At 55.0% G+C, this 24,144-nt stretch carries 23 protein-coding genes and 1 tRNA gene; 2 read left to right on the top strand and 22 right to left on the bottom strand.

Going from position 1 to position 24,144, the window contains the following annotated elements; translation table 11 throughout:
• Positions 1–57: 57 nt before the first annotated feature.
• From lipB to leuS, 12 genes are all read right to left on the bottom strand, one after another.
• Positions 58–717: a lipoyl(octanoyl) transferase LipB gene (lipB, locus tag HZZ01_RS09030; protein WP_179896564.1), complete on the bottom strand. Its 660-nt coding sequence runs from the start codon at positions 715–717 to the stop codon at positions 58–60.
• A gap of 80 nt (positions 718–797) precedes the next feature.
• On the bottom strand, positions 798–1,061 hold the full coding sequence (ybeD, locus tag HZZ01_RS09025; protein ID WP_003854030.1) for a DUF493 family protein YbeD: 264 nt from the start codon (positions 1,059–1,061) through the stop codon (positions 798–800).
• A gap of 100 nt (positions 1,062–1,161) precedes the next feature.
• A complete protein-coding gene (gene dacA / locus HZZ01_RS09020) occupies positions 1,162–2,373 on the bottom strand; it encodes a D-alanyl-D-alanine carboxypeptidase DacA (RefSeq protein ID WP_090963598.1) in 1,212 nt (403 codons plus the stop codon).
• 131 nt (positions 2,374–2,504) lie between these two features.
• On the bottom strand, positions 2,505–3,596 hold the full coding sequence (rlpA, locus tag HZZ01_RS09015) for an endolytic peptidoglycan transglycosylase RlpA (RefSeq protein ID WP_179896562.1): 1,092 nt from the start codon (positions 3,594–3,596) through the stop codon (positions 2,505–2,507).
• Between the two features lie 10 nt (positions 3,597–3,606).
• Positions 3,607–4,719 carry a peptidoglycan glycosyltransferase MrdB gene (gene mrdB, locus HZZ01_RS09010; protein WP_179897133.1) on the bottom strand — a complete coding sequence of 371 codons (1,113 nt, stop codon included), beginning with the start codon at positions 4,717–4,719 and terminating at the stop codon, positions 3,607–3,609.
• 8 nt (positions 4,720–4,727) lie between these two features.
• Positions 4,728–6,632 (bottom strand): peptidoglycan DD-transpeptidase MrdA, encoded by a 1,905-nt coding sequence (mrdA, locus tag HZZ01_RS09005; RefSeq protein WP_179896560.1) that lies wholly within the window; start codon positions 6,630–6,632, stop codon positions 4,728–4,730.
• 34 nt (positions 6,633–6,666) lie between these two features.
• Positions 6,667–7,137 carry a 23S rRNA (pseudouridine(1915)-N(3))-methyltransferase RlmH gene (rlmH, locus tag HZZ01_RS09000; RefSeq protein ID WP_031377197.1) on the bottom strand — a complete coding sequence of 157 codons (471 nt, stop codon included), beginning with the start codon at positions 7,135–7,137 and terminating at the stop codon, positions 6,667–6,669.
• A gap of 3 nt (positions 7,138–7,140) precedes the next feature.
• Positions 7,141–7,458, bottom strand: a complete 318-nt coding sequence (gene rsfS, locus HZZ01_RS08995; protein WP_179896558.1) for a ribosome silencing factor — start codon at positions 7,456–7,458, stop codon at positions 7,141–7,143.
• A gap of 92 nt (positions 7,459–7,550) precedes the next feature.
• Entirely contained in the window at positions 7,551–8,195 is a 645-nt protein-coding gene (gene nadD / locus HZZ01_RS08990) for a nicotinate-nucleotide adenylyltransferase (protein WP_179896556.1), read from the bottom strand.
• Complete coding sequence (gene holA, locus HZZ01_RS08985) at positions 8,188–9,219, bottom strand: DNA polymerase III subunit delta (RefSeq protein WP_179896554.1); 1,032 nt, start codon at positions 9,217–9,219, stop codon at positions 8,188–8,190. The genes nadD and holA overlap by 8 nt, the downstream gene beginning before the upstream one ends.
• Positions 9,216–9,815 carry an LPS assembly lipoprotein LptE gene (lptE, locus tag HZZ01_RS08980; protein WP_179896552.1) on the bottom strand — a complete coding sequence of 200 codons (600 nt, stop codon included), beginning with the start codon at positions 9,813–9,815 and terminating at the stop codon, positions 9,216–9,218. The genes holA and lptE overlap by 4 nt, the downstream gene beginning before the upstream one ends.
• Positions 9,816–9,829: 14 nt before the next feature.
• Positions 9,830–12,412 carry a leucine--tRNA ligase gene (gene leuS / locus HZZ01_RS08975; RefSeq protein ID WP_179896551.1) on the bottom strand — a complete coding sequence of 861 codons (2,583 nt, stop codon included), beginning with the start codon at positions 12,410–12,412 and terminating at the stop codon, positions 9,830–9,832.
• 223 nt (positions 12,413–12,635) lie between these two features.
• On the opposite strand from leuS, the gene HZZ01_RS08970 reads away from it, so the two are divergent.
• Complete coding sequence (locus tag HZZ01_RS08970; protein WP_179896549.1) at positions 12,636–13,118, top strand: zinc ribbon-containing protein; 483 nt, start codon at positions 12,636–12,638, stop codon at positions 13,116–13,118.
• A 51-nt stretch (positions 13,119–13,169) separates the two neighbouring features.
• Here the strand turns inward: HZZ01_RS08970 and HZZ01_RS08965 are convergent, their stop codons facing one another.
• The 9 genes from HZZ01_RS08965 to miaB all read right to left on the bottom strand — a co-directional run bounded on the left by HZZ01_RS08965 (position 13,170) and on the right by miaB (position 22,584).
• On the bottom strand, positions 13,170–13,895 hold the full coding sequence (locus HZZ01_RS08965; protein ID WP_013357105.1) for an amino acid ABC transporter ATP-binding protein: 726 nt from the start codon (positions 13,893–13,895) through the stop codon (positions 13,170–13,172).
• A complete protein-coding gene (gene gltK / locus HZZ01_RS08960; RefSeq protein ID WP_179896547.1) occupies positions 13,896–14,573 on the bottom strand; it encodes a glutamate/aspartate ABC transporter permease GltK in 678 nt (225 codons plus the stop codon).
• Positions 14,573–15,313 carry an amino acid ABC transporter permease gene (locus tag HZZ01_RS08955; RefSeq protein ID WP_003854005.1) on the bottom strand — a complete coding sequence of 247 codons (741 nt, stop codon included), beginning with the start codon at positions 15,311–15,313 and terminating at the stop codon, positions 14,573–14,575. Before HZZ01_RS08955 ends, gltK begins: the two co-directional genes overlap by 1 nt.
• Before the next feature lie 280 nt (positions 15,314–15,593).
• Positions 15,594–16,490 carry an amino acid ABC transporter substrate-binding protein gene (locus tag HZZ01_RS08950; RefSeq protein ID WP_179896545.1) on the bottom strand — a complete coding sequence of 299 codons (897 nt, stop codon included), beginning with the start codon at positions 16,488–16,490 and terminating at the stop codon, positions 15,594–15,596.
• A gap of 436 nt (positions 16,491–16,926) precedes the next feature.
• The gene (gene lnt, locus HZZ01_RS08945; RefSeq protein WP_179896543.1) at positions 16,927–18,450 is read right to left on the bottom strand and encodes an apolipoprotein N-acyltransferase; all 1,524 of its coding nucleotides are present in this window, start codon (positions 18,448–18,450) and stop codon (positions 16,927–16,929) included.
• A 4-nt stretch (positions 18,451–18,454) separates the two neighbouring features.
• Positions 18,455–19,336, bottom strand: a complete 882-nt coding sequence (corC, locus tag HZZ01_RS08940) for a CNNM family magnesium/cobalt transport protein CorC (protein WP_179896541.1) — start codon at positions 19,334–19,336, stop codon at positions 18,455–18,457.
• 82 nt (positions 19,337–19,418) lie between these two features.
• Positions 19,419–19,892 (bottom strand): rRNA maturation RNase YbeY, encoded by a 474-nt coding sequence (gene ybeY, locus HZZ01_RS08935; RefSeq protein WP_179896540.1) that lies wholly within the window; start codon positions 19,890–19,892, stop codon positions 19,419–19,421.
• Positions 19,889–20,950 carry a PhoH family protein gene (locus HZZ01_RS08930; protein WP_136198207.1) on the bottom strand — a complete coding sequence of 354 codons (1,062 nt, stop codon included), beginning with the start codon at positions 20,948–20,950 and terminating at the stop codon, positions 19,889–19,891. The genes ybeY and HZZ01_RS08930 overlap by 4 nt, the downstream gene beginning before the upstream one ends.
• 209 nt (positions 20,951–21,159) lie before the next feature.
• A complete protein-coding gene (gene miaB / locus HZZ01_RS08925; protein ID WP_179896539.1) occupies positions 21,160–22,584 on the bottom strand; it encodes a tRNA (N6-isopentenyl adenosine(37)-C2)-methylthiotransferase MiaB in 1,425 nt (474 codons plus the stop codon).
• Between the two features lie 172 nt (positions 22,585–22,756).
• Between miaB and ubiF the strand changes: the two genes are divergently transcribed.
• The gene (gene ubiF, locus HZZ01_RS08920; protein WP_179896537.1) at positions 22,757–23,929 is read left to right on the top strand and encodes a 3-demethoxyubiquinol 3-hydroxylase; all 1,173 of its coding nucleotides are present in this window, start codon (positions 22,757–22,759) and stop codon (positions 23,927–23,929) included.
• A 112-nt stretch (positions 23,930–24,041) separates the two neighbouring features.
• Here the strand turns inward: ubiF and HZZ01_RS08915 are convergent.
• A tRNA-Gln gene (locus tag HZZ01_RS08915) sits at positions 24,042–24,116 on the bottom strand.
• Positions 24,117–24,144 lie beyond the last annotated feature (28 nt).

Raw genomic sequence — 24,144 nt, 5'->3', positions numbered from 1 at the left:
GTGAATCAGCCACAGTCAGCACGTATACGTTACATATTTGTAAATTCGCATTCTGCGTTAAGGCTTAACAGGGATATCGTCTGATACCCATTCAACATTTTCATAACCTGACAGCCGTGCAAAGGCGCTGACCAGCGGAGAGCGTACCTGCTTCGTCGTCACCTCTGGCTGAAAATTTTTCAACTGGGTCATGCTCATCCCGGCGTAACCACAGGGATTAATGCGCAGGAAAGGTGACAAATCCATGGCCACATTCAGCGCCAGACCGTGAAACGAGCAACCTTTACGGATACGCAATCCCAGTGAGCAGATTTTCTCTTCCCCGACATAGACGCCAGGTGCATCTGCGCGGGCGCGGGCGCTGACGCCGAACTCTGCCAGCGTAGCGATCACCGTCTCTTCCAGAATGGTCACCAGCTGGCGAACGCCGAGCTTACGGCGTTTCACATCGATCAGGACGTACATCACCTGTTGTCCCGGACCGTGATAGGTGACCTGACCGCCACGATCGCTCTGCACCACCGGAATATCGCCCGGCATCAGCAGATGCTCCGCTTTTCCCGCCTGACCCTGAGTAAAGACTGGCGGATGCTCGACCAGCCAGATTTCGTCACGACTCTGGTCGTCGCGCTGGTCGGTGTAGTGATGCATGGCGTCGGAGACAGATTGCCAGTCGCACAGACCGGACTGACGGATAAAGAGGGTTTCAACTGACAAAACGATGGCCCGCTAAAGGAAATAACGCTAAGGATGATGTCGGCAAACCGTCAGGCAAAGGCGCCTTGCCGACGCGTAAATTACAGGACCATCCGCACAATTTCGATGTTGCCCAGCTCTTCATACAGGCGTTCGACCTGTTCGATATGGGTGGCGGTGATAGTGATGTTTACGGAGTGATAGTTGCCTTTGCTGCTCGGCTTAACTTCAGGGCTGTAGTCGCCGGGCGCATGACGTTGCACCACTTCAACCACTTGATCAACCAGCTCCGGTTGCGCCAGACCCATTACTTTGTAGGTAAATGGGGTAGGAAATTCGAGCAGCTCATTCAGTTTGGTTTTCATATTAACTCCGGTGCATAAAAAACAGGCTCCCGCCTGAGCGGGAGCATCATAATATCGTGTAATGGGGGCGAAGGGGTGATTTTTCAATCACCCGTTGCGCTTAACCGAACCAGTGATGGAACATCAGCTTGATGTAATCAACGATACGGCCAAAGAAACCACCCTCAGAGACTTCGTTCAGCACCACCAGTGGACGTTGTTCGATAGTTTTGCCATCCAGCTGGAAGTTGATGCTGCCGACGACCTGGTTTTTCTTCAGCGGAGCATGCAGTTCTGTGTTGGTCAGCACATAGCTGGCTTTCAGATCTTTCATGCGGCCACGTGGAATGGTCAGGTAAGCATCTTTTTCCACGCCCAGCTGCACACGGTCATTATCACCAAACCAGACTGGCTCAGAAGCGAACTCTTTGCCCGCTTTCAGTGGCGCAACAGTTTCAAAGAAACGGAAGCCCCAGGTGAGCAGTTTCTTGCTCTCGGTTTCACGGCCTTTATAGGTATGACCGCCCATCACAGCGGAGATCAGGCGCATCTGGCCTTCGGTCGCTGACGCCACCAGATTGTAACCAGCGGAGTTAGTATGACCCGTTTTGATCCCGTCCACGTTCAGGTTGGTATCCCACAGCAGACCATTACGGTTCATCTGACGAATATTGTTGAAGGTGAACTCTTTCTCTTTATAAACAGCATACTCTTCCGGCACATCGCGGATCAGCGCCTGGCCGATCAGCGCCATGTCGCGCGCTGAGCTGTACTGACCTTCAGCGTCCAGCCCATGCACGGTCCCGAAGTGGGTATTCTGCAGGCCAATCGCTTTAACGTAGTTATTCATCAGGTTAACAAATGCATCCTGGCTGCCGGCGACATAGTCAGCCATCGCAACACAGGCGTCGTTACCAGACTGCAGGACTATCCCACGAGTCAGCTGAGAAACCGGAACGCGGTCGCCTGGCTTCAGGAACATCAGTGAGGAGCCTTTGAACACCGGATTGCCGGTCGCCCAGGCATCCGGGCCGACGGTGACTAAATCGTCCTGATGAATCTTGCCCGCTTTAACGGCCTGACCAATGACATAACTGGTCATCATCTTGGTCAGACTGGCAGGATCGCGGCGTGCATCGGCGTTTTTCTCTGCCAGCACTTTGCCTGAGTTGTAGTCGATAAGGACATACGCTTCGGCATCAATGTCCGGCACGCCCGGAATCATGGTCTTGAGGTTGACGTCATCAGCAATAGCAGCATGGCTGAGAGAAAAAGCGATCAGTGATCCCACTGTCAGGCGTTTCAGCAAACGAGATGATTTCAGCGTGTTCATGTGTAGGACTACAACATCCGTGAGTTTGAGGTTAAAAATGTCACTCATCATACCCAATGCCAGATTATCTCGCACCGCGCATGATGATTGGGTTGTTAGCAGGCTTAACGTACAGCCGTCTGATAAGCGCTTCAGCGACGCGTGTTCGTAATAAATGAAGCCGTCTTGCCTTCACTGCTCAGGCGCTGTTGCAGCGCAGCCGCTTCGGTGCGGGAGGCGTAACCGCCAAGCTGAACGCGGTAAACATTGTTGCCCGCGTCTTCAACTTTACCGGGCACGCCATAACGCTGACTCAGGCTTTTCATCATCTGCTGGGCACGCCCCGGATCATTCAGCGCGCCGACCTGCACCACATATCCGCTGGCGGTGCCCCCGCTGGCTGCCGGCGCGGCGGCTACGGGAGCTGCGGTGCTGGCTGCCGGTGCGGGACTGGCAGGTGCGGCGGCGGGCGGTTCGTTACCTTCCAGCACGCCGTTCGCTAATGGCTGGGGAGCGCCAAGAAAGCCGCTGCTCTGCACCGGCGCACCCATGTTGTCACCGCTCTGCAGCGTGCTGTTGCTGATAGCCTCAACATTCTGCGCAGGCGGTTCAGATGGCGCTGCGCTGCCGCCGTTCATCACCGCGCCACCACTCAGATCCGGGCGGGCCGGCAGAGAGTAGCTCTGTTTTGCTACCACGGTTCCGATGGTGCCGGGACCCGAGAGCGTTCCGTCTGGTGCGACCTTGATATAGTCGACCCGCACACGCGAATTGTTGGAGATGTTCAGGCGGTCACCGGCAGCCCGTGACAGGTCAATAATGCGTCCTGGCGTATAGGGACCGCGATCGTTAACCCGCACCACAATCTGACGGCCATTCGCGATATTGGTCACGCGCACATAGCTCGGCAGCGGCAGAGTAGGGTGAGCAGCAGTCAGCGCATCGGGATCGTAAGCTTCGCCGGTGGCGGTGCGGTTGCCCTGCGCCTCTTCACCGTACCAGGTAGCCAGGCCGACTTCGCTGTAGTTCGAGGGATCTTTAATAACGCGGTAATTTTTACCGTTAACGCTGTAATCCTGGCTGGTGCCCGGATTGATCGGCTCATAACGTGGCTCAACGCCTGGAATCTCAACCACCGGTCCATTGTAAGCCGGTTGCGGCGGCGCCGTATTTTGAGGTTCGGGCGTGGTACAGGCCGCCAGAACCAGTGATGCCAGTGCAACGCCAAGCCATTCCTTACGCATCTGCAGCCTCTTAGACACTTTTAGATAACATTTTTCGGTGAGTGTGGATCGACATCACAATGCCGAATCCCGCCATAAGCACAATAAGCGCGGAGCCGCCATAACTGACCAGCGGCAGCGGCACGCCAACTACCGGTAAGATACCACTAACCATGCCAATGTTAACGAAAACATAAACGAATAAAATCAGCATTAAACCGCCCGCCATGACGCGGCCAAAAGTGGTCTGCGCCCGGGCGGCCACCACCAGTCCCCGCATGATCAGCAGCAGATAAAGGGCAAGCAGCAGCAGCACGCCAACCAGACCTAACTCTTCGGCCAGAACCGCGAAGATAAAATCGGTATGACGTTCCGGCAAAAACTCCAGCTGAGACTGGGTGCCCTGCAGCCAGCCTTTGCCGCGCAGTCCCCCCGAACCAATGGCGATTTTCGACTGAATAATGTGATAGCCAGCGCCCAGCGGGTCCGTTTCCGGGTCGAGCAGCATCATGACGCGATCGCGCTGATAGTCGTGCATCAGGAAGAACCACAGAATCGGAATAAAGGCGGCGACCAGCAGCACCGCCACGCTAATCAGTTTCCAGCTCATTCCTGAGAGGAAAAGCACAAACAGGCCGGAGGCGGCAATCAGAATCGAGGTGCCGAGATCGGGCTGTGCAGCCACCAGCAGGGTAGGAAGGAAGATTAGGATCAGCGCAATTCCGGTATTTTTCAGCGTCGGTGGACAGACATCGCGGTTAATAAAGCGCGCCACCATCAGCGGCACCGCGATCTTGGCTATTTCCGAAGGCTGAAAACGCACAAAGCCGAGATCGAGCCAGCGCTGTGCACCTTTACTGATCTGCCCAAAGGCATCCACCGCCACCAGCAGGATAACGCAGATAATATAGAGATAGGGCGCCCAGCCTTCATAGACGCGCGGCGGCACCTGCGCCAGCACAATCATGATCACCAGACCCATCGCGATCTGCCCGAGTTTACGCTCCATCATGCCGGGATCCTGTCCACTGGCACTCCAGATCACCACAGCGCTGTAAGTCAGCAGCCCGAGGATGATCAGCATAAACATCGGATCGATGTGGATGCGCATCCAGATCGATCGTTTCTGCGGACTATCTTGCATCGACATGTTTATTCACCTTCATAACCGGGCGGCACAGGGGCGGCGTCCGGCAGAACTGTATTGTTATCACCCAACATAATGTGATCCAGAATCTGGCGCATCACGGTGCCGACAGCCGGACCGGCGCCACCGTTTTCCAGGATAATGGTCACAGCCACCCGAGGTTTGTCATAAGGGGCAAACGCGGTCATTAACTTATGGTCGCGTAATCGTTCAGCAATTCTATGGGCGTTATACGTTTCGTTCTCTTTCAGGCCATAGACCTGTGCCGTACCGGACTTGGCGGCAATTTTATAAGGTGCATCTGCAAAGCTCTTGTGTGCGGTGCCGTTGGGGCGATTCGCCACGCCATACATGCCATCTTTAGCAAGTTCCCAGTAGCCAGAATGGATGTCACCAATCGGGGCCGCTGTGGCCTGGCGATAGGGCACCAGCGTGCGGCCCTCACGGGTGGCGCGCAGCATATGTGGCACCTTGACGACGCCGTCGTTGATCAGAATCATCATCGCTTTGTTCATCTGCAGCGGGGTCGCAGTCCAGTAACCCTGTCCGATCCCCACCGGGATGGTATCACCCTGATACCATGGCTTTTTAAAGCGTTTCAGTTTCCAGTCGCGGGTCGGCATGTTACCGGCGCTCTCCTGCGGTAAATCAATGCCGGTACGGCTGCCATAACCAAATTTATTCATCCATTCTGACAGGCGGTCAATACCCATGTCGTAGGCGACCTGATAGAAGAAAGTGTCGGCAGATTCTTCCAGCGCTTTGGTGACGTTAAGACGACCGTGGCCCCATTTTTTCCAGTCACGGAAACGCTTTTCGGAACCGGGAAGCTGCCACCAGCCAGGATCAAACAGGCTGGTATTACGGTTAATCACACCCGCGCTCAGCGCAGAGACGGCCACATAGGGTTTGACCGTCGAAGCAGGTGGATAGGCGGCCTGAATCGCGCGGTTGTAGAGCGGACGGTTTTCATCTTCCAGCAGTCCACGGTAATCCTTACTGGAAATACCGTCGACAAATAAGTTGGCATCGTAGCTCGGCGTTGAAACCATGGCGAGAATTTCACCGGTGCGGGGATCGCTGACCACCACAGCTGCGCGGCTGCCCGCCAGTAAAGTCTCGACATATTGCTGCAGTTTGAGATCGATCGTCAGATAGATATCACGACCCGCCTGAGGGGACTCCTCGTGCAGCTGGCGAATGACGCGGCCACGGTTATTGACCTCAACCTCTTCAAAGCCAGTTTTACCGTGCAGCAAACTCTCGTAATAGGCTTCAATCCCCAGCTTGCCGATGTCGTGCGTCGCGGCATAGTTCGGCCATATGCCTTCTTTGTCGAGGCGTGCAACGTCACGGTCGTTGATTTTTGAGACGTAGCCGACCACATGCGTCAGCGTGGCACCATAAGGATAGTAACGGCGCTGATAACCTTTCACTTCCACGCCAGGGAAACGGTACTGATTGACCGCAAAGCGTGCCACCTGCACTTCATTCAGACCGGTTTTAACCGGGATGGAGGTGAAACGACGCGAGCGTTTTCGCTCTTTCTGGAAGTTTTCAAGGTCTTCGTCCGTCAGCTCAAGAACCGGGCGTAAATTTTCCAGCGTCTGTTGCAGGTTATCGACTTTTTCCGGAACCAGTTCTGCCTGATAGATGGTGCGGTTCAGTGCCAGCGGGGTGCCGGTACGATCGTAAATGATGCCGCGACTGGGCGCCACCGGCACCAGTTTAATGCGGTTCTGATTGGAGCGGGTACTGTAATCATCAAAGCGAAGAATCTGCAGGTGGTAAAGGTTAACCACCAGGACTGAAGAGAGCATTAAGATACCGACGAAGGCAATAAACGCCCGACGGACAAAGAGTTTCTGTTCGGCGCTGTAATCGCGAAAGGCGTTGCTTTGTAATTTCATCCGCTACTTGTCATGTCTGATGTGGGCTGATCGGTCATTCACGATGATAAGGATGATTTGTCGTTATACTCCAGGCCCGATACAGACTTTCGGCTACCAGCACGCGCACCAGCGGATGGGGCAACGTCAATGCTGACAGTGACCAGCTCTGCTCTGCCGCCGCTTTACAGGCGGGGGCCAGGCCTTCAGGCCCGCCAATCAGCAGGCTGACATCGCGACCATCAAGCTTCCAGCGTTCAAGCTGCTGTGCCAGCTGTGGGGTTTCCCACGGATGACCCGGTATATCCAGCGTGACGATGCGATTGCCTTTACCGACCGCCGCTAACATCGCTTCGCCCTCTTTTTCAAGAATGCGTTTGATATCAGCATTTTTACCGCGTTTACCCGCGGTCACTTCGGTCAGCTCAAGCGGCATATCTTTCGGGAAGCGGCGCAGATACTCCATAAAACCGGTCTGCACCCAGTCAGGCATTTTCGTGCCGACGGCAACAAGTTGCAGTTTCACCGATTAGCCCCAGAGTTTTTCCAGCTCATAAAGCTGGCGACTCTCTTCCTGCATCACATGCACGATGACATCACCCAGATCAACCACGACCCAGTCTGCCGCGCTTTTGCCTTCAATGCCTAATGGCATCAGGCCCGCTAAACGGGACTCCAGCTCGACGTGTTCTGCGATTGAAGTCACATGACGCGTGGAGGTGCCGGTGCAGATGATCATGAAATCGGTGATGCTGGATTTGCCCTGAACGTCGATGGTAACGATGTCCTGGCCTTTAAGATCATCAATCTTATCAATAACGAACTCTTGGAGTGCTTTACCTTGCAAAAGGTTCCCCTTGGAATCTGGTGATATCGGGCCGGCTGTAAGCCCGGAGAGTACAGCCAAAAATTTAAGCGGCGCAGTATATCATGCCCGGATCAGTCGCGATATAAGCCTTCGCGGTCGATATAGTCGATAACCGCGGCAGGCAACAGGTCGTCGCAGGGCTGATTCTGATGGCGACGGCGGCGAATTTCGGTCGCCGAAATATCATAGAGTGGGGTTTCCGCCAGCCAGATATGACCTGCAGGGTGCTGATGCAGCTGCCGGATATCCTGAGCGAGATGCTGATCAAGCCAGTCCTTCATCTCTGGCGAGTCAAACCGGGTTGGATAGCCGGGGCGCTGACATACCAGCAGATGGCAGAGCGACAGCAGATCCTGCCAGCGATGCCATTTAGACAGGCTCAGCAGGGAATCCTGACCAATAATAAAAGCCAGCGGCTGCTCTGCACCGCGTTCAGCGCGCCAGGCTTCCAGGGTGGTGACGGTCCAGGAAGGCGTGTCGCGTTCCAGTTCACGGGTATCAATTTCAAACAGCGGTAAGCCGCGGATAGCGCAGCGCAGCATATCAACCCGCTGAGATGCGCTGGCTTCCGGTTGTGGACGATGCGGTGGCACATTATTCGGCAGCAGCGTCACACGCTGTAAGCCGGTCTGCTGAGCCAGCGCTTCGACCGGGCGCAGATGGCCAAAGTGGATCGGATCGAAGGTGCCACCAAACAGCGCGTGTAACTCAGACATGGGCAAAACTCGTCGGAAAAGCACGACTGCTGATGAGCAGCGTCAGAGTCTGTAACTGCGGCCACACCGGCTGACCATAATCCTGCTTCAGGGTGATCTCAATCTGACTTAGCAGATGAATGGCCCGTTGCAGACGCGTGGCATCCAGTCGCTGAAGTGCGTCGGTGAATAGCGCACGGCGGTTTTGCCAGATACGCTGCTGATCCATCAGGGTGCGCAGCGGCTGCTGGGTCTGATGGCGTTGCAGATGCAGCAGCGTCAGCAGGTCACGCTGCAGCGTACGCAGCAAAATCACGACTTCGCTCTCTTCTTTCTCGAGCTGATGCAGGATGTGCAGCGCACGACGGCTCTTACCCGCCAGCAGGGCATCTACCCAATGGAAGGGCGTGAAGTGCGCGGCATCACTGACCGCCTCTTCAACCCGGGGCAGGGTAAGTTTGCCGTCTGGCCATTGCAGCGAGAGCCGCTCCAGCGCCTGGGCCAGCGCCAGCAGATTACCTTCATAGCAGTAACACAGCAGCTGCACGGCCGCGTCATCTACCGAGAGTTTCAGCGCTTTAGCGCGATTAACGACCCAGCGTGGCAGCTGCGCCTGTTCAGGCGTCTGGCAGGGCACTAAAACCGCAGAGGCGGACAACGCTTTAAACCAGGCGCTGTTTTCCTGCGCTTTGGTCAGCTTTGGCATCCGGCAGATCAACAGAATATCGGCGTGCAGCAGCTGCGACAGCTTAACCAGCTGCTCGGCCATCGCGGCATTGGGGCCATTATCGGGGAACTGCAGCGTCATGGTCTGACGCTGGGCAAACAGACTCAGTGACTGGCAGCTGACAAACAGGCTCTCCCAATCGGTCTGGGCATCCAGCGTAAAACTGAAATGTTCTTCGAATCCCTGCGTGGTTGCGGCGGTACGGATGGCATCCGTGCTTTCCTGCAACAGCAGCGGTTCGTTACCGGCTAACAAATAACAGGCGCGCAGCCCCTCACGGAGCTGCGCGCTGAGTTGCTCAGGATAAATCCTGATCATTGCAGGCTGGTAGCAGAGGAAGAGGGTGCTTCCTGTGAACCCTGACCCGGCACCGAAATCACGGATGCAGGCAGGGTATCTTTGCTGTTGATCTGTGCAGCATGCACCGTCAGCAGTTTACGAACCAGCTGTTCAGCCGCACGCTGACGCATCTCCTGCATAATCAGATCCTGCTCGGCATCTTTTGCCAGCGCCGCATTCGGGTTATCGAAGAACGAACGATAAACCGTGGTGCTGATTGGATAGATACCTTTGCCCGGCAACAGCACCTGCGCAGTGAGGGTCATCACCAGCTGATACTCGGCAGTGGTGCCGCTGATAAAGACCGAAGCCGTGTTACGGCCCTGCGCTTCAGGACCCAGACGCAGTGTCGGAATATCGGTGCGGGTATGTTTATTATCTTCAACAATGGTGACATCGTTGATACGCAGTTGCTGACGCACAGTACGTGCCAGCGGTCCATACGGATCGCCGGTTGAAACAATCAGGGTTTTCAGTTCGCTGGGCACCTGAGTAGTGCCGCGCGGATGAAAACCACAGCCAGCAGTGATCACCACTGCCAGCATGACAAACAGCCTGATAATCGGATGTCGCACAGTTCCTCCTGAACTTAACCTACGACCAGGTTAAGCAGTTTGCCCGGTACATAAATGACTTTACGGATAGTCACGCCGTCCAGATACTTCGCTACCAGATGCTCCTGCGCAGCGCGTGCCTGAACCTGTTCCTGTGAAGCATCGGCTGGCACGGTAATCTTGCCACGCACTTTACCGTTAACCTGCACCACCACCAGCAGTGAATCTTCAACCATAGCGGCTTCATCAGCAACCGGCCAGCTCGCTTCGTCAATGGTGCCTTCGCCACCCAGCGTCTGCCACAGAACATAGCAGGCGTGCGGGGTGAACGGATAGAGCAGACGGACGATGGCCATCAGTGCTTCCTGCATCAGGGCGCGATCCTGTTCGCTTTCCTGCGGGGCGCGGGCCAGTTTGTTCATCAGCTCCATGATCGCCGCGATGGCGGTATTGAAGGTCTGACGACGCCCAATATCATCCGCTACTTTGGCGATGGTTTTGTGTACATCGCGGCGCAGCGATTTCTGATCTTCATTCAGGCTGTCCACATTCAGTGCCCCGGTCGCGCCCTTCGAGGTGTGCTCGTAGACCAGCTTCCAGACACGTTTCAGGAAGCGGTTAGCCCCTTCAACGCCTGATTCCTGCCACTCCAGCGTCATATCCGCTGGTGAAGCAAACATCATAAACAGACGCACAGTGTCTGCGCCGTAGCGCTCAACCATCAGCTGTGGGTCGATGCCGTTGTTTTTCGACTTCGACATTTTGCTCATGCCCGCATAGATCACTTCACGGCCCTGCGTGTCGGTCGCTTTAACGATGCGGCCTTTCTCGTCACGCTCAACCTCAACGTCAACCGGTGAAACCCAGTTACGCTCGCCGTTGTTACCCAGGTAGTAGAAGGCATCAGCCAGCACCATGCCCTGGCACAGCAGACGTTTGGCAGGCTCATTGGAGTTCACCAGGCCTGCGTCACGCAGCAGCTTGTGGAAGAAGCGGAAATACATCAGATGCATGATGGCGTGTTCAATACCGCCTACATACTGATCGACCGGCAGCCAGTAGTTTGCCGCGGCCGGATCCAGCATGCCTTCCTTGTAGCTGGCGCAGGTATAACGCGCGTAGTACCAGGAGGACTCCATAAAGGTGTCAAAGGTGTCGGTTTCACGCAGAGCTGGCTGGCCGTTTACCGTGGTTTTCGCCCACTCCGGATCTGCTTTGATCGGGCTGGTAATGCCATCCATCACCACATCTTCCGGCAGGATCACCGGCAGCTGGTCTTCAGGTGCAGGCATCACGGTGCCATCTTCCAGTGTCACCATCGGGATTGGCGCCCCCCAGTAACGCTGACGTGAAACGCCCCAGTCGCGCAGACGGTAGTTCACTTTACGTACGCCCACGCCTTTTGCCGCCAGTAAATCCGCAATGGCGTTAAAGCCTGTTGCGTGATCCATGCCGTTGAACTCCCCCGAGTTAAACAGGGCACCTTTATCCGTCATCGCCGCCGCGCTGACGTCAGGAATGGAGCCATCCAGGTTGAGGATGACCGGCTTGATTGGCAAATCGTATTTAGTCGCAAACTCCCAGTCGCGCTGATCGTGTGCCGGAACTGCCATTACGGCGCCAGTGCCGTATTCCATCAGGACGAAGTTGGCAACCCAGACCGGAATCAGCTCGCCGGTCAGCGGATGAATAACAGACAGGCCGGTCGCCATGCCTTTCTTCTCCATGGTCGCCATATCGGCTTCGGCCACTTTGGTATTACGGCATTCAGCAATAAAATCGGCCAGTGCCGGATTATTGACCGACGCCTGAGTCGACAGAGGATGACCCGCCGCCACAGCAACATAGGTTGCTCCGATAAAGGTATCCGGGCGAGTGGTGTAGACGGTGACTTTCTCTTCGCTCTCCGCCACGTCGAAAGTGATTTCGACGCCTTCGGAACGGCCAATCCAGTTACGCTGCATAGTTTTGACCTGCTCAGGCCACTCTTCCAGCGTATCCAGATCGTTCAGCAACTCTTCCGCATAATCGGTGATTTTGATAAACCACTGCGGGATCTCTTTGCGTTCAACTTTGGTGTCACAGCGCCAGCAGCAGCCATCGATGACCTGCTCGTTGGCCAGCACCGTCTGATCGTTCGGGCACCAGTTCACGGCAGAGGTCTTTTTATAGACCAGACCCTTTTCATACAGTTTGGTGAAGAACCACTGTTCCCAGCGATAATACTCTGGCTGGCAGGTCGCCAGTTCACGACTCCAGTCATAGCCAAAGCCCAGCAGTTTGAGCTGGTTTTTCATGTAGGCGATATTGTCGTACGTCCACGGGGCAGGCGCGGTGTTGTTTTTAACCGCAGCGCCTTCCGCAGGCAGGCCGAAAGCATCCCAGCCAATCGGCTGTAGCACGTTTTTGCCGAGCATACGCTGATAACGCGCGATTACGTCGCCGATGGTGTAGTTACGAACGTGGCCCATGTGCAGGCGGCCAGAAGGATAGGGCAACATGGAGAGGCAATAGTATTTCTCTTTACCTTCCTGCTCAGTCACTTTAAACGTTTCGTTTTCATCCCAGTGCTGCTGCACACGGGATTCAATTTCTTCCGGGCGGTATTGCTCTTGCATGGCTGCCTGTGGTCCTTTATGAAAAACATTTTTCTGGCTCTAAGATCCGCATAGCATACCCATAAGGCCGCGTATCAACAACACTTCCCACTTTTGGCGGCACGATTTCTGCTGAAAGCGTCAGCCCCTTCACCCTTTTGTAATTCACTGTACAGACGACACGGCAAAAGCAACATTCCGACTAAACTTAGTTCAGCGAGAGTCTGTATTAAAGGAGAATAAAATGAATAAAGTGGCTCAGGAATATCGCGAGTCGTTAGCCGTATTGACCGAACGTCTTCGTCAGGGCGATCGTAACCTTGATGAGCTGATTGCCGGGCGGAGAAGTCAGTTACTGGTACGCGATGATATGTCGGAAAGTGAGATTGACCAGGCGCTGAGTTCGGTTCGCCGTGATTTGAGCGAGTTTGCACGCAGCTATACCGACGTGGAAGAACCCCTGGCTGATTCACTGTTTATGCGCATTATCCGCGAGAGCGTCTGGAAAGAGCTGGCAGATATTACCGATAAAAGTCAGCTGGAGTGGCGCGAGGTCTTTCAGGACCTGCATCACCACGGGGTGTATCAGAGCGGTGAAGTCGTGGGGCTGGGCAATCTGGTGTGTGAGAAATGTCAGTTTACCCGGTCAATCTATACCCCTGAAACCTTGTCCCGTTGTCCGGAGTGCGGCAACGATCAGTTTCAGCGTCAGCCTTTTGAGCCCTGATAACAAAATCTATGCGGGCCACACTGTGTGACCCGCATAGGCATAGATTGTTTAGTGCAGAATCTTAGCGAGGAAATCTTTCGCGCGGTCAGACTGAGGGTTATTAAAGAAGTCATCTTTGTTAGTGTCTTCGATAATTTTCCCTTCATCCATGAAGATCACGCGATTGGCAACTTTACGGGCGAAGCCCATCTCGTGTGTCACCACCATCATTGTCATCCCTTCCTGCGCCAGCTCAACCATCACATCCAGCACTTCGTTGATCATTTCCGGATCCAGCGCAGAGGTCGGTTCATCAAACAGCATCGCGATAGGATCCATGCAGAGCGCACGCGCAATCGCCACGCGCTGCTGCTGACCGCCAGAAAGCTGGCCGGGGAACTTCTCGGCATGCGCTGACAGTCCCACACGCTTCAGCAGCTTCAGCCCTTTATCGCGGGCCGCCGCTTTGTCGCGCTTCAGCACTTTCACCTGTGCCAGCACCAGATTATTAATAATACTCAGATGCGGGAACAGCTCGAAGTGCTGGAACACCATGCCGACCTGGCTGCGCAGCTGCGCAAGGTTGGTTTTTTTGTTATTCACCTCGGTGCCGTTGACCGCAATCACGCCCTGCTGAACTGGCTCAAGTCCGTTCACCGTTTTAATCAGTGTTGATTTACCGGAGCCGGACGGGCCGCACACCACCACTACTTCACCGGTTTTGACTTCGGTTGAGCAGTCGGTCAGCACCTGAAAGTGACCATACCACTTAGAAACATTTTTCAGGCTAATCATTTAAACCGTCCTTTTTCTTTTTAGATAGCTGACCAACAGCGATGCGCTCAGGCTGATAACGAAGTAGACCAGACCTGCAAACAGAACCATTTCAACCTGGGTGCCGTCGCGCTCACCAATGGTGGATGCGGTACGGAAGAAGTCCGCCAGGCTTAAGACATAGACCAGTGAGGTATCCTGGAACAGGACGATACCCTGCGTCAGCAGCAGCGGAACCATTGCCCGGAATGCCTGCGGCAGAATAATCAGTTTCATTGCCTGCCACTGTGTCATGCCCAGCGCCAGTGCGGCATTGCCCTGTCCTCGTGAGATACTGATGATGCCGGCACGAATGATTTCTGAGTAGTACGCCGCTTCAAACAGCGAAAAGGCGACCATGGCTGAAATCAGGCGGATATCCGTTTTAGGCGACAGGCCAAGCACCTGCTGCAGGAAACTCGGCACTACCAGATAGAACCACAGCAACACCATCACCAGCGGCACTGAGCGGAACAGATTCACATAAATTTTGGCGAACCAGCTGATGGGCTTAAAGGCCGACAGACGCATTACCGCCAGCAGGGTGCCCCACAGAATGCCGAACACCACCGCGGTAATCGTGATCTTAAAGGTAATGACTAAGCCGTTAAGCAGATAAGGCAGGCTGGGTGCAATCGAACTCCAGTCAAAATCGTACATTACTTGCCTCCCGCATTGCCTGGCAGCCGGACCTTGCGCTCGACCAGACTCATCAACAACATAATTACCAGGTTAATCGCGACATAGGCCAGCGTAATGGCGGTAAAGGATTCATAGGCGTGAGCAGAATAGTCGAGCAGTTTGCCCGCCTGCGCTGCCATATCAACCAGACCAATGGTGGAGGCGATAGCCGAGTTCTTTACCAGGTTCAGCATTTCCGAGGTCATCGGCGGGACAATCACGCGATACGCATTGGGCAGCAGTACATAGCGATAGGTCTGTGGCAGGGTTAATCCCATCGCCAGGCCGGCATTCTTCTGTCCACTCGGCAGTGACTGAATCGCCGCGCGCACCTGCTCGCAAACGCGGGCGGCGGTAAAAAGGCCAAGACAGATCATGGAAGAGAGGAAGAACTGAATGTTGGGGTCCAGCTCAGACTTAAACCACATGCCGAGGTTTTCACCCACCAGTTCGGGCGCCACCAGATACCAGAAGAAGAACTGGACAATCAGCGGGATGTTACGAAACAGTTCGACATAGCAGGTGCCAATGGTCGACAGCAGGCGATTCGGCACGGTGCGCAGAATGCCGAAAAATGAACCCACGCAGAAGGCGATAATCCAGGCGCAGCAGGAGACGGCTATCGTCACCTGAAAACCGGACCACAGCCAGCCGAGGTAGGTCGTGTTACCGAACGGGGCCTGTTCGAGGAAAATGCCCCAGTTCCAATCGATACCCATAACGAGCTCCGGAAAAAAAGGGTAGCTAAGCTACCCTGAAGATTGATGAACGGCGTTTTATGTCCTGACTCAGGGGAACGACCCGTGTCAGTCTGTCTGTCCATGCCGCGGTTTCAGCAATCGAGAGGGCAGCCAGGCCGCCCTTGTTATACCCGTTGTTATTCAGGCCGCATTTTTGTTGGCTACGTTGACTCACACAAATCTCTTACCGGAGTAAGCGATTCGGGATTCACTTTCCTGCCACCTCAATGCAATCTGAAATCCATTGGGTATTTTGTTGTTAATTGAGTGCTTTGTCGTTTGGCGTTTTGAACAGTGCTTTCATGTCATCTGACAGGTCAAAGTTCATGTTCAGGTTCTTTGGCGGGATTGGCTTTTTGAACCAGTTCCCGAACCATTTTTCTGCCTGACCTGAGGTCTGAGCTTTAGCGATGGTTTCATCCACCAGCGCTTTGAACTGCGGATCATCTTTACGCAGCATGCAGCCGTAAGCCTCTTTGGACTGTGGCGTGCCTAAGATCTCCCAGTTGTCCGGCTTTTTAGCTTTGGCACGTTCACCTGCCAGCAGGGCATCATCCATCATAAAGGCCACGGCACGACCGGTTTCCAGCGTACGGAAGGAGTCGCCATGATCCTTTGCGCTGATAATGCGCATATCCAGTTTCTGTTCATCGTTGAGTTTGTGCAGCAGCACTTCAGAGGTTGTTCCTGAGGTCACCACCACAGTTTTGCCTTTCAGGTCGGCAAAATCTTTGATCGGGCCATCTTTCTTAACCAGCAGACGGGTGCCGATGACAAAAATGGTGTCAGAGAAGGCAGCCTGTTTCTGGCGCTCGAGGTTATTAGTCGTCGAGCCACACTCATAATCGTAAGTGCCGTTTTGCAGCAGCGGAATACGGTTTTGTGAGGTGATTGGAATCATTTTGACCTGCAGGTCAGGCTTGTTCAGCTTCGTTTTAATGGCTTCCACGATGGCATTTGAGTAATCCTGTGAATAGCCGACGACTTTTTGCTGGTTGTCATAATAAGAAAAGGGAACTGATGATTCGCGATGCCCGACCACAATGACGCCATTGTCATTAATCTTCTTCAGGGTGCCGCTGAGATCTTCCGCCTGGGCCGCTCCCGCCGCTGCGCTGATCAGCAGAAGAGATAATGCCACTTTGCGTAGTTGCATGTTCCAACTCCTTCGTATGAAAAAGGCACAGGATATAACCTGCGCTGATTATGATGTTGTGTCTGTTTTCTGCTGCATTTCTGCTCATTCTGCGGAGTAAACGGGCGCAGAAGAGTCACTAACATAGCGGATTGTTAACGCAATGAAACAAAAAAGTTTCTTTTTTGCGAGGTGATCCGCACCAAAAAAAGGCAATTTTTCCACACTGCGCGTTAACGGTGCAGGAGATAGGACTGTTTTGGTGCAGCCCGCCTCGCGGCAGCGCCTGTAATCAGGCTGTTAGCGAAAAACAGTGAAATATTTTGCAATCATCGTGCCAGAAAGCGGTGCAGGGTGAGAAAGGCAGCAGAGTCTGCGGTCAGTGGAAGTGATACAGGCTGGGGAGCAAGCAAAGAAAAAAGGCGAAGCCTGGGCTTCGCCTTTGCTATTTAAGAGATTATCGACGTCGACGCAACAGGGCTATCAACGCGGCCAGCAGCGTCAGTGACCACACAGGCCAGATGCCTGCCCGCGCATACGGCGTTTCCCCTTGCGTTGGTGTGACCTTGCTGGTCAGCACACCGCGGGTAAACTGCGGTAGCATGGCTTCCACATCACCGCTGGCATTGACCACCGCCGTCACGCCATTATTGGTACTACGCAACAGCGGACGACCCAGTTCCAGCGCACGCATCCTCGCCATCTGGAAGTGCTGCCAGGGACCGATTGAGTGACCAAACCAGGCATCGTTCGAAACAGTCAGCAGGAAGTTGGTGTCGGGATGGAAATTGGCCCGCACCTGTTCACCCAGCACGATCTCATAACAGATGGCGCTGGTCAGGTTGTAGCCCGCTACGTTCAGTTGCGGCTGAAGATAGTTTCCACGACTGAATGCCGACATCGGCAGATCAAAGAACGGGGCCAGAGGACGCAGCAGATCGGCCAGCGGTACAAACTCGCCAAACGGCACCAGATGGTTCTTCTGGTAGCGATTACCGCTGAAGTAGTTGTAAGGCGCCTTACCACCCAGCACGATCACGGTGTTGTAATCGTGATAACGGTTCTGTTCCAGCCGGGAGTCCACGATGCCGGTGACCAGCGAACTGCCGCGCTCACGCAGTTCATCATCCAGCGAACGCAGGAACGGCTGCTGATTACTCTCAAGATCGGTAATGGCCGATTCAGGCCAGATAATGATCGGCGCTTTGCCTATCAGCGGCTGACTCAGACCGTTATAAATGCGCAGGGTCGTGAGCAACTGCTGCGGGTCCCACTTCATGGACTGCGGGATGTTTCCCTGCACCAGCGCCACTTCAACCGCACGTCCGGGCATCGGCTGAACCCACTGGATGTAGCGCAACGGCCACGGCAGGGCTAGCAGCAGCAGTGCTGCGACCAGACTTCTGACATTGCGCTGCTGCAGGGCATAAGCCAGCATTCCAGCCACCACCATCAGCAGGAAGGTCAGCGTCTCGACGCCCGCCAGCGGAGCCAGCCCTTTTAACGGGCCATCAATCTGGCTGTAACCAAACTGCAGCCACGGAAAGCCGGTCAGCACCCAGCCGCGCAGGAACTCGGTCATTTGCCATAATGCCGGTGCGGCCAGCGCCAGTCGCCACAGCGTTGTGCGCGGCCACAGGCGATTCAGTACGCCGGCAAACAGCGCCGGGTAGATCGCCAGATACGCCGCCAGCAACGCCACGATAAAGACATTGACCGGGCCAGGCATGCCGCCAAAGGTGGCGACACTGACGTAAACCCAGTTGATGCCGCTGCCGAACAGACCCAATCCCCAGACAAAGCCGATCGCGGTGGCCTGTGGGCTGGAGCGGTTCAAAGTCAGAAGCTGTAAGCCGCACAGCGAAAGCAGCGCGGCGGGCCAGAAATCGTAAGGAGAGAAGGCGAGGGTGCCAACTGCACCCGTTATTAAAGCCAGCAGCAGGCGAACCCGCTGGCGCGGGTAGAGTGAGGCTAAAGCCATAGACTTATTCGTCTTCCAGTTGAGGTTGTGGCGAATTTTCCGGAATAGTCACGTGAACCTGAATGATGCGGCGGCTGTCAGCCATCGCCACCTTGAACTGGTAACCCTCAATGTCGATGCTTTCACCGCGAGCAGGCAGATGGCCGAAGCCCTGCATCACCAGACCACCAATGGTGTCGACTTCATCATCGCTGAACTGCGTGCCAAACACCTCATTGAAATCTTCAATGGCGGTCAGTGCGCGCACCGTAAAGGTGTGACGGTTGAGCTGACGGATATCACGATCTTCTTCATCGTCATACTCATCTTCAATCTCACCGACGATTAGTTCCAGAATGTCTTCAATGGTCACCAGACCGGAGACACCACCAAACTCATCAATAACGATCGCCATATGGTAGCGCTGGGAGCGGAACTCTTTCAGCATCCGATCTACACGCTTACTTTCAGGCACAACCACCGCAGGACGCAGTACTTTCTCAATGCTGAAAGGCTCAGATTCGCTGCTCATAAACGGCAACAGATCTTTCGCCATCAGAATCCCTTCCACATGATCTTTATCTTCGCTGATCACCGGGAAGCGGGAATGAGCGGACTCAATGATGACATCCAGACACTCTTCGAGGCTCTGATTACGTTTCAGGGTGATCATTTGCGAGCGCGGGATCATGATGTCACGCACGCGCTGCTCCGCAATATCCAGAACCCCTTCGAGCATGTCGCGGGTGTCCTGGTCAATCAGCTCTTTGTTATTCGAGTCGCGGATCAGCTCCAGTAGCTCATCACGGCTTTTCGGTTCGCCGTGGAAGAGTTGGTTGATCAACAGGGAGAAAAATCCCTTTTTACTACTGGGTGCATCGCTGTTTTGAGAATGGTCGTCGCTCATGGCGGTTTTTAAAGATCTCTCTGGTGAGGAATAGGTGCTGTCAGCAAACTGTGCTGACAGCCGGATAGCCAGAATGGAGGATTCAGGCGTCTTCTTTCTCCGAAATGTACGGATCAGGATACCCAAGAGCAAGCATTATCTCGGTCTCCAGTCCTTCCATCTCGTCAGCTTCGTCATCTTCAATATGGTCGTAACCCAGCAGATGCAGCGTGCCATGTACCACCATATGCGCCCAGTGGGCTTCAACGCTTTTACCCTGTTCAGCGGCTTCCTGCTCAACCACCTGGCGGCAAATGATCAGATCGCCCAGCAGCGGCAGCTCAATACCCGGCGGCGCTTCAAACGGGAAGGAGAGAACGTTGGTTGGTTTGTCTTTGCCACGATAAGTCAGATTAAGATCATGACTCTCCGCTTCATCAACCAGACGCACGGTTACTTCGCTATCGGGCTGGAAAGGAATGACAGCGGCTGACAGCCAGCGATGAAACTGGCTTTCATCCGGCAGGTCAGCCGCATTCTCACAGGCGACCTGCAGGTCGAGAATAACCTCGCTCATTTGTTCTCCTGCGTGGCGCTCTGTGCAGCCAGCGCTTCGCGTTTACGCTCTTCGGCCTGCTGGTCACGACGGGTCTGATCGGCCGCTTCCCAGGCTTCATAGGCGGTAACAATGCGGGCAACGACGGGATGGCGCACGACATCTTCGCTATGGAAGAAGTTAAAGCTGATCTCTTCAACGTCCGCCAGCACCTCAATGGCATGGCGCAGGCCCGACTTGACGTGACGCGGCAGGTCAATCTGGGTAACGTCGCCTGTAATAACCGCTTTTGAGTTAAAGCCAATACGCGTCAGGAACATCTTCATCTGCTCGATGGTGGTGTTCTGGCTCTCATCAAGAATGATGAACGCATCATTTAAGGTACGACCGCGCATGTAGGCCAGCGGGGCAACCTCAATGACATTGCGCTCCATCAGCTTTTCTACCCGCTCGAAGCCAAGCATTTCGAACAGGGCATCGTAGAGCGGGCGCAGATAAGGGTCGACTTTCTGGCTCAGGTCACCTGGCAGGAAACCGAGTTTTTCACCCGCTTCTACTGCAGGGCGGGTCAGCATGATGCGTCGAATCTCCTGACGCTCCAGTGCATCAACGGCTGCGGCGACCGCCAGATAAGTTTTACCGGTACCGGCCGGGCCGACGCCAAAGGTGATGTCGTGGTCAAGCACATTTGCGATGTACTGGGCCTGGTTTGGTGTGCGCGGCTTAATCACACCACGCTTGGTCTTGATATTGACCGCTTTACCGTACTCCGGCACGCTTTCAGCGGTTTGCTCCAGTACGCGGCTCTCTTTGATGGCCAGGTGAATCTGGTCAGGCTCGATATCCGGGATCTCACCACGCATCGGCGCGGTGTCGACATACAGGGTTTTCAGAATATCTGCGGCGGCATTGACGCAAAGTGGACGTCCCACCAGCTTAAAGACGTTGTCGCGGCGATTGATCTCAATGCCCAGACGACGCTCAAGCTGTTTCACATTATCGTCGAAAGGCCCACACAGGCTCATCAGTCGACGGTTATCAGCCGGTTCAAGGGCGATTTCACGAGTTTCGATATTCAAACGAATCCTTTGGGTCACTCAGGGCCAGTTATGGGGTGTGTCTGACGCACCGTTGGGCTTAACCGGATGCACCATAACAAAATTATTTATGCCGTAACGCCTGGGCGCAAGCTTAAGGAAAGATATTTGGGCGACACTTTCAGAAACCAAGTGGTGCAAAGTGAAATTGGCGGCAACGCGATGCGCGCTGCCGCACAGTATAGCAGGCATCACGGCTGGAACAGACTCACGCCGATTTCGTTTTCTTTACGGGTACGGGCAATCACTGACGCCGGGCTTTCTGCCATACGCAGACCCATCTCATCTTCTGTGCGCACCAGTATGCCGCGCAGCGAATTGGTGTAGACATCAACGATTTCCACATCCACAAAGCGGCCAATCATCTCAGGCGTACCTTCGAAATTAACCACGCGGTTATTTTCAGTGCGGCCAGAGACTTCCATCACGTTCTTGCGGGAGATGCCTTCCACCAGAATACGCTGCACAGTGCCCACCATGCGGCGACTGATCGCCTGCGCCTGCTGGTTGATGCGGTCCTGCAGGATCCACAGACGCTGCTTTTTCTCCTCTTCGCTGACATCATCTGGCAGGTCAGCGGCGGGCGTGCCGGGACGGGCAGAGTAGATAAAGCTGAAACTGACGTCGAAATTGATTTCGGCGATGAGTTTCATGGTCTGCTCGAAATCCTGCTGCGTTTCACCGGGGAAGCCGATAATGAAGTCGGAGCTGATCTCAATATCCGGGCGCGCTGCGCGCAGCTTGCGGATAATCGCCTTATATTCCAGGGCGGTATGGGCACGCTTCATCAGCGTCAGAATACGGTCTGAGCCGCTCTGAACCGGCAGGTGCAGGAAACTGACCAGTTCCGGGGTATCGCGGTAAACCTCAATGATGTCGTCGGTGAACTCAATTGGGTGGCTGGTGGTGAAACGAATGCGGTCGATGCCGTCGATGGCAGCGACCAGACGCAGCAGCTCCGCGAAGGTACAGATTTCACCATCAAAGGTGGCACCCCGGTAGGCGTTGACGTTCTGGCCCAGCAGGTTAACTTCACGCACACCCTGCGCCGCCAGTTGAGCGATCTCCAGCAGAATGTCATCGCTGGGACGGCTCACTTCCTCGCCGCGGGTGTAAGGCACCACGCAGAAAGTACAATATTTGTTGCAGCCTTCCATGATGGAAACAAAAGCTGTCGGGCCTTCTGCGCGCGGTTCCGGCAGACGGTCAAATTTCTCGATTTCCGGGAAGCTGATGTCGACCACCGGGCTTTTGGTGCCGCGCACCGTGTTGATCATCTCCGGCAGGCGATGCAGGGTCTGCGGACCAAAAACGATATCGACGCAGGGTGCACGCTGGCGGATATGATCCCCTTCCTGCGACGCCACACAGCCACCCACGCCAATAATCACATCCGGATTGCGCTCTTTAAGTTTTCTCCAGCGTCCCAGCAGATGGAACACTTTCTCCTGCGCTTTCTCACGAATTGAACAGGTGTTCAGCAGCAGAATATCCGCCTCTTCAGGGACCTCGGTCAGCGTATAGCCGTGCGTACTGTTCAGCAGATCAGACATCTTGGATGAATCATACTCATTCATCTGACATCCCCAGGTTTTGATATGCAGTTTTTTTGTCATCGCGCTAGCCATTGATTCAGTGCAGTGAAGTGAGGGGGGCGTATTGTAATGCTTTGATGCTGTGGTGACCAGCCTGAGGGCTTTTCTGCCAGCCATCGCGTTTTCCGGTACACTTTGCTCTATTCAGACCCGTGTTGCGCAGGCTTGCGGGAATCAGAGAGGGACATAAGCAATGCAGGATAATCAGTTTGATGTCGTGATTGTCGGCGGTGGCATGGTTGGTGCTGCGCTGGCCTGTGGACTGACACAACAACATTTTCGCGTGGCGGTGATTGAGCGTGCCGAACCCGCTCCATTTGATGCTGATAGCGATCCCGATCTGCGAATTTCAGCGATTGGATCCTCTTCGGTGGCTTTACTGAAGAGACTTAACGTCTGGCCACGGGTAGACGCGATGCGCAGCGCGCCTTATCGCAGGCTGGAAACCTGGGAGTGGCAGACGGCGCAGGTGAGTTTTGATGCGGCCTCGCTGGGCCTGCCCGAGCTGGGCTTTATGGTCGAGAACAGCGTGCTTCAGCGGGCATTATGGGAGGAGATGCAGTCGCTGGGCGTGACATGCTATTGCCCGGCCACACTGGAGAACCTGCAGTCAGAAAATGGCGGCTGGCGCGTTGATCTTAATGACGGCGTGGCCTTACACACCCGGCTGGTGGTTGGTGCAGATGGTGCGAACTCTCAGGTGCGGCAGATGGCGGGCATCGGGATTCATGGCTGGAGTTATGCGCAGTCCTGTCTGCTGATCAGCGTGACCTGCGAACATCCGGCAGGGGAGGCCACATGGCAGCACTTTACACCGCAGGGACCGCGCGCCTTCCTGCCGCTCTATGGCAATCGGGCCTCGCTGGTCTGGTATGACGCGCCAGCAAGAATCCGTCAGCTGCAGGCGATGCCGATGGCCCAGCTGGAAAAAGAGATTGCCAGCCACTTCCCGGCGCGGTTGGGACGTTTTAAAGCCCATGCGGCAGGTGGCTTTCCGCTGGTGCGCCGCCATGCTTCACGCTATGTCCTGCCGGGACTGGCGCTGGTCGGAGACGCCGCGCATACCATAAACCCGCTGGCCGGGCAGGGCGTGAATCTGGGCTATCGCGATATTGATGCATTGATTGATGTGCTGGTCAACGCACGCGGTGCGGCGGAGGACTGGGCGTCGGAGCGCATCCTGCAGCGCTATCACCGGCAGCGTCGTAAAGACAATATGCTGATGCAGGGCGGCATGGATCTCTTTTACTTCGCCTTCAGCAATCAGCTGGCACCGCTGCGGTTTGCGCGTAATCTCGGGCTGATTGCTGCCGAACATTCCGGTGTGCTGAAGCGGCAGGTATTGCGTTACGCACTGGGTTTATAGCCGATTGCGCATCGAGGCTCGCCGCAGGGCGGGCCAGAAATCAGGAAGAGATCAGCGTTTGGAAAGGTACAAAAACAACAAAGCCCGCAAAAGCGGGCCTGGTTGTGCAATTTGGCTGGGGTGCAGGGATTCGAACCCCGGAATGCTGGTATCAGAAACCAGTGCCTTACCGCTTGGCGACACCCCAATAATGGTGTTTTTCAAATTGTCTTTGT

This window comes from Pantoea sp. WMus005 (genome assembly GCF_013415305.1).
In the GTDB taxonomy this organism is placed as follows: Bacteria; Pseudomonadota; Gammaproteobacteria; order Enterobacterales; family Enterobacteriaceae; genus Pantoea; species Pantoea rara.
The sequence above is the reverse complement of the archived record's forward strand: the minus strand, read 5'-3'. Positions and strand labels throughout refer to the sequence as shown.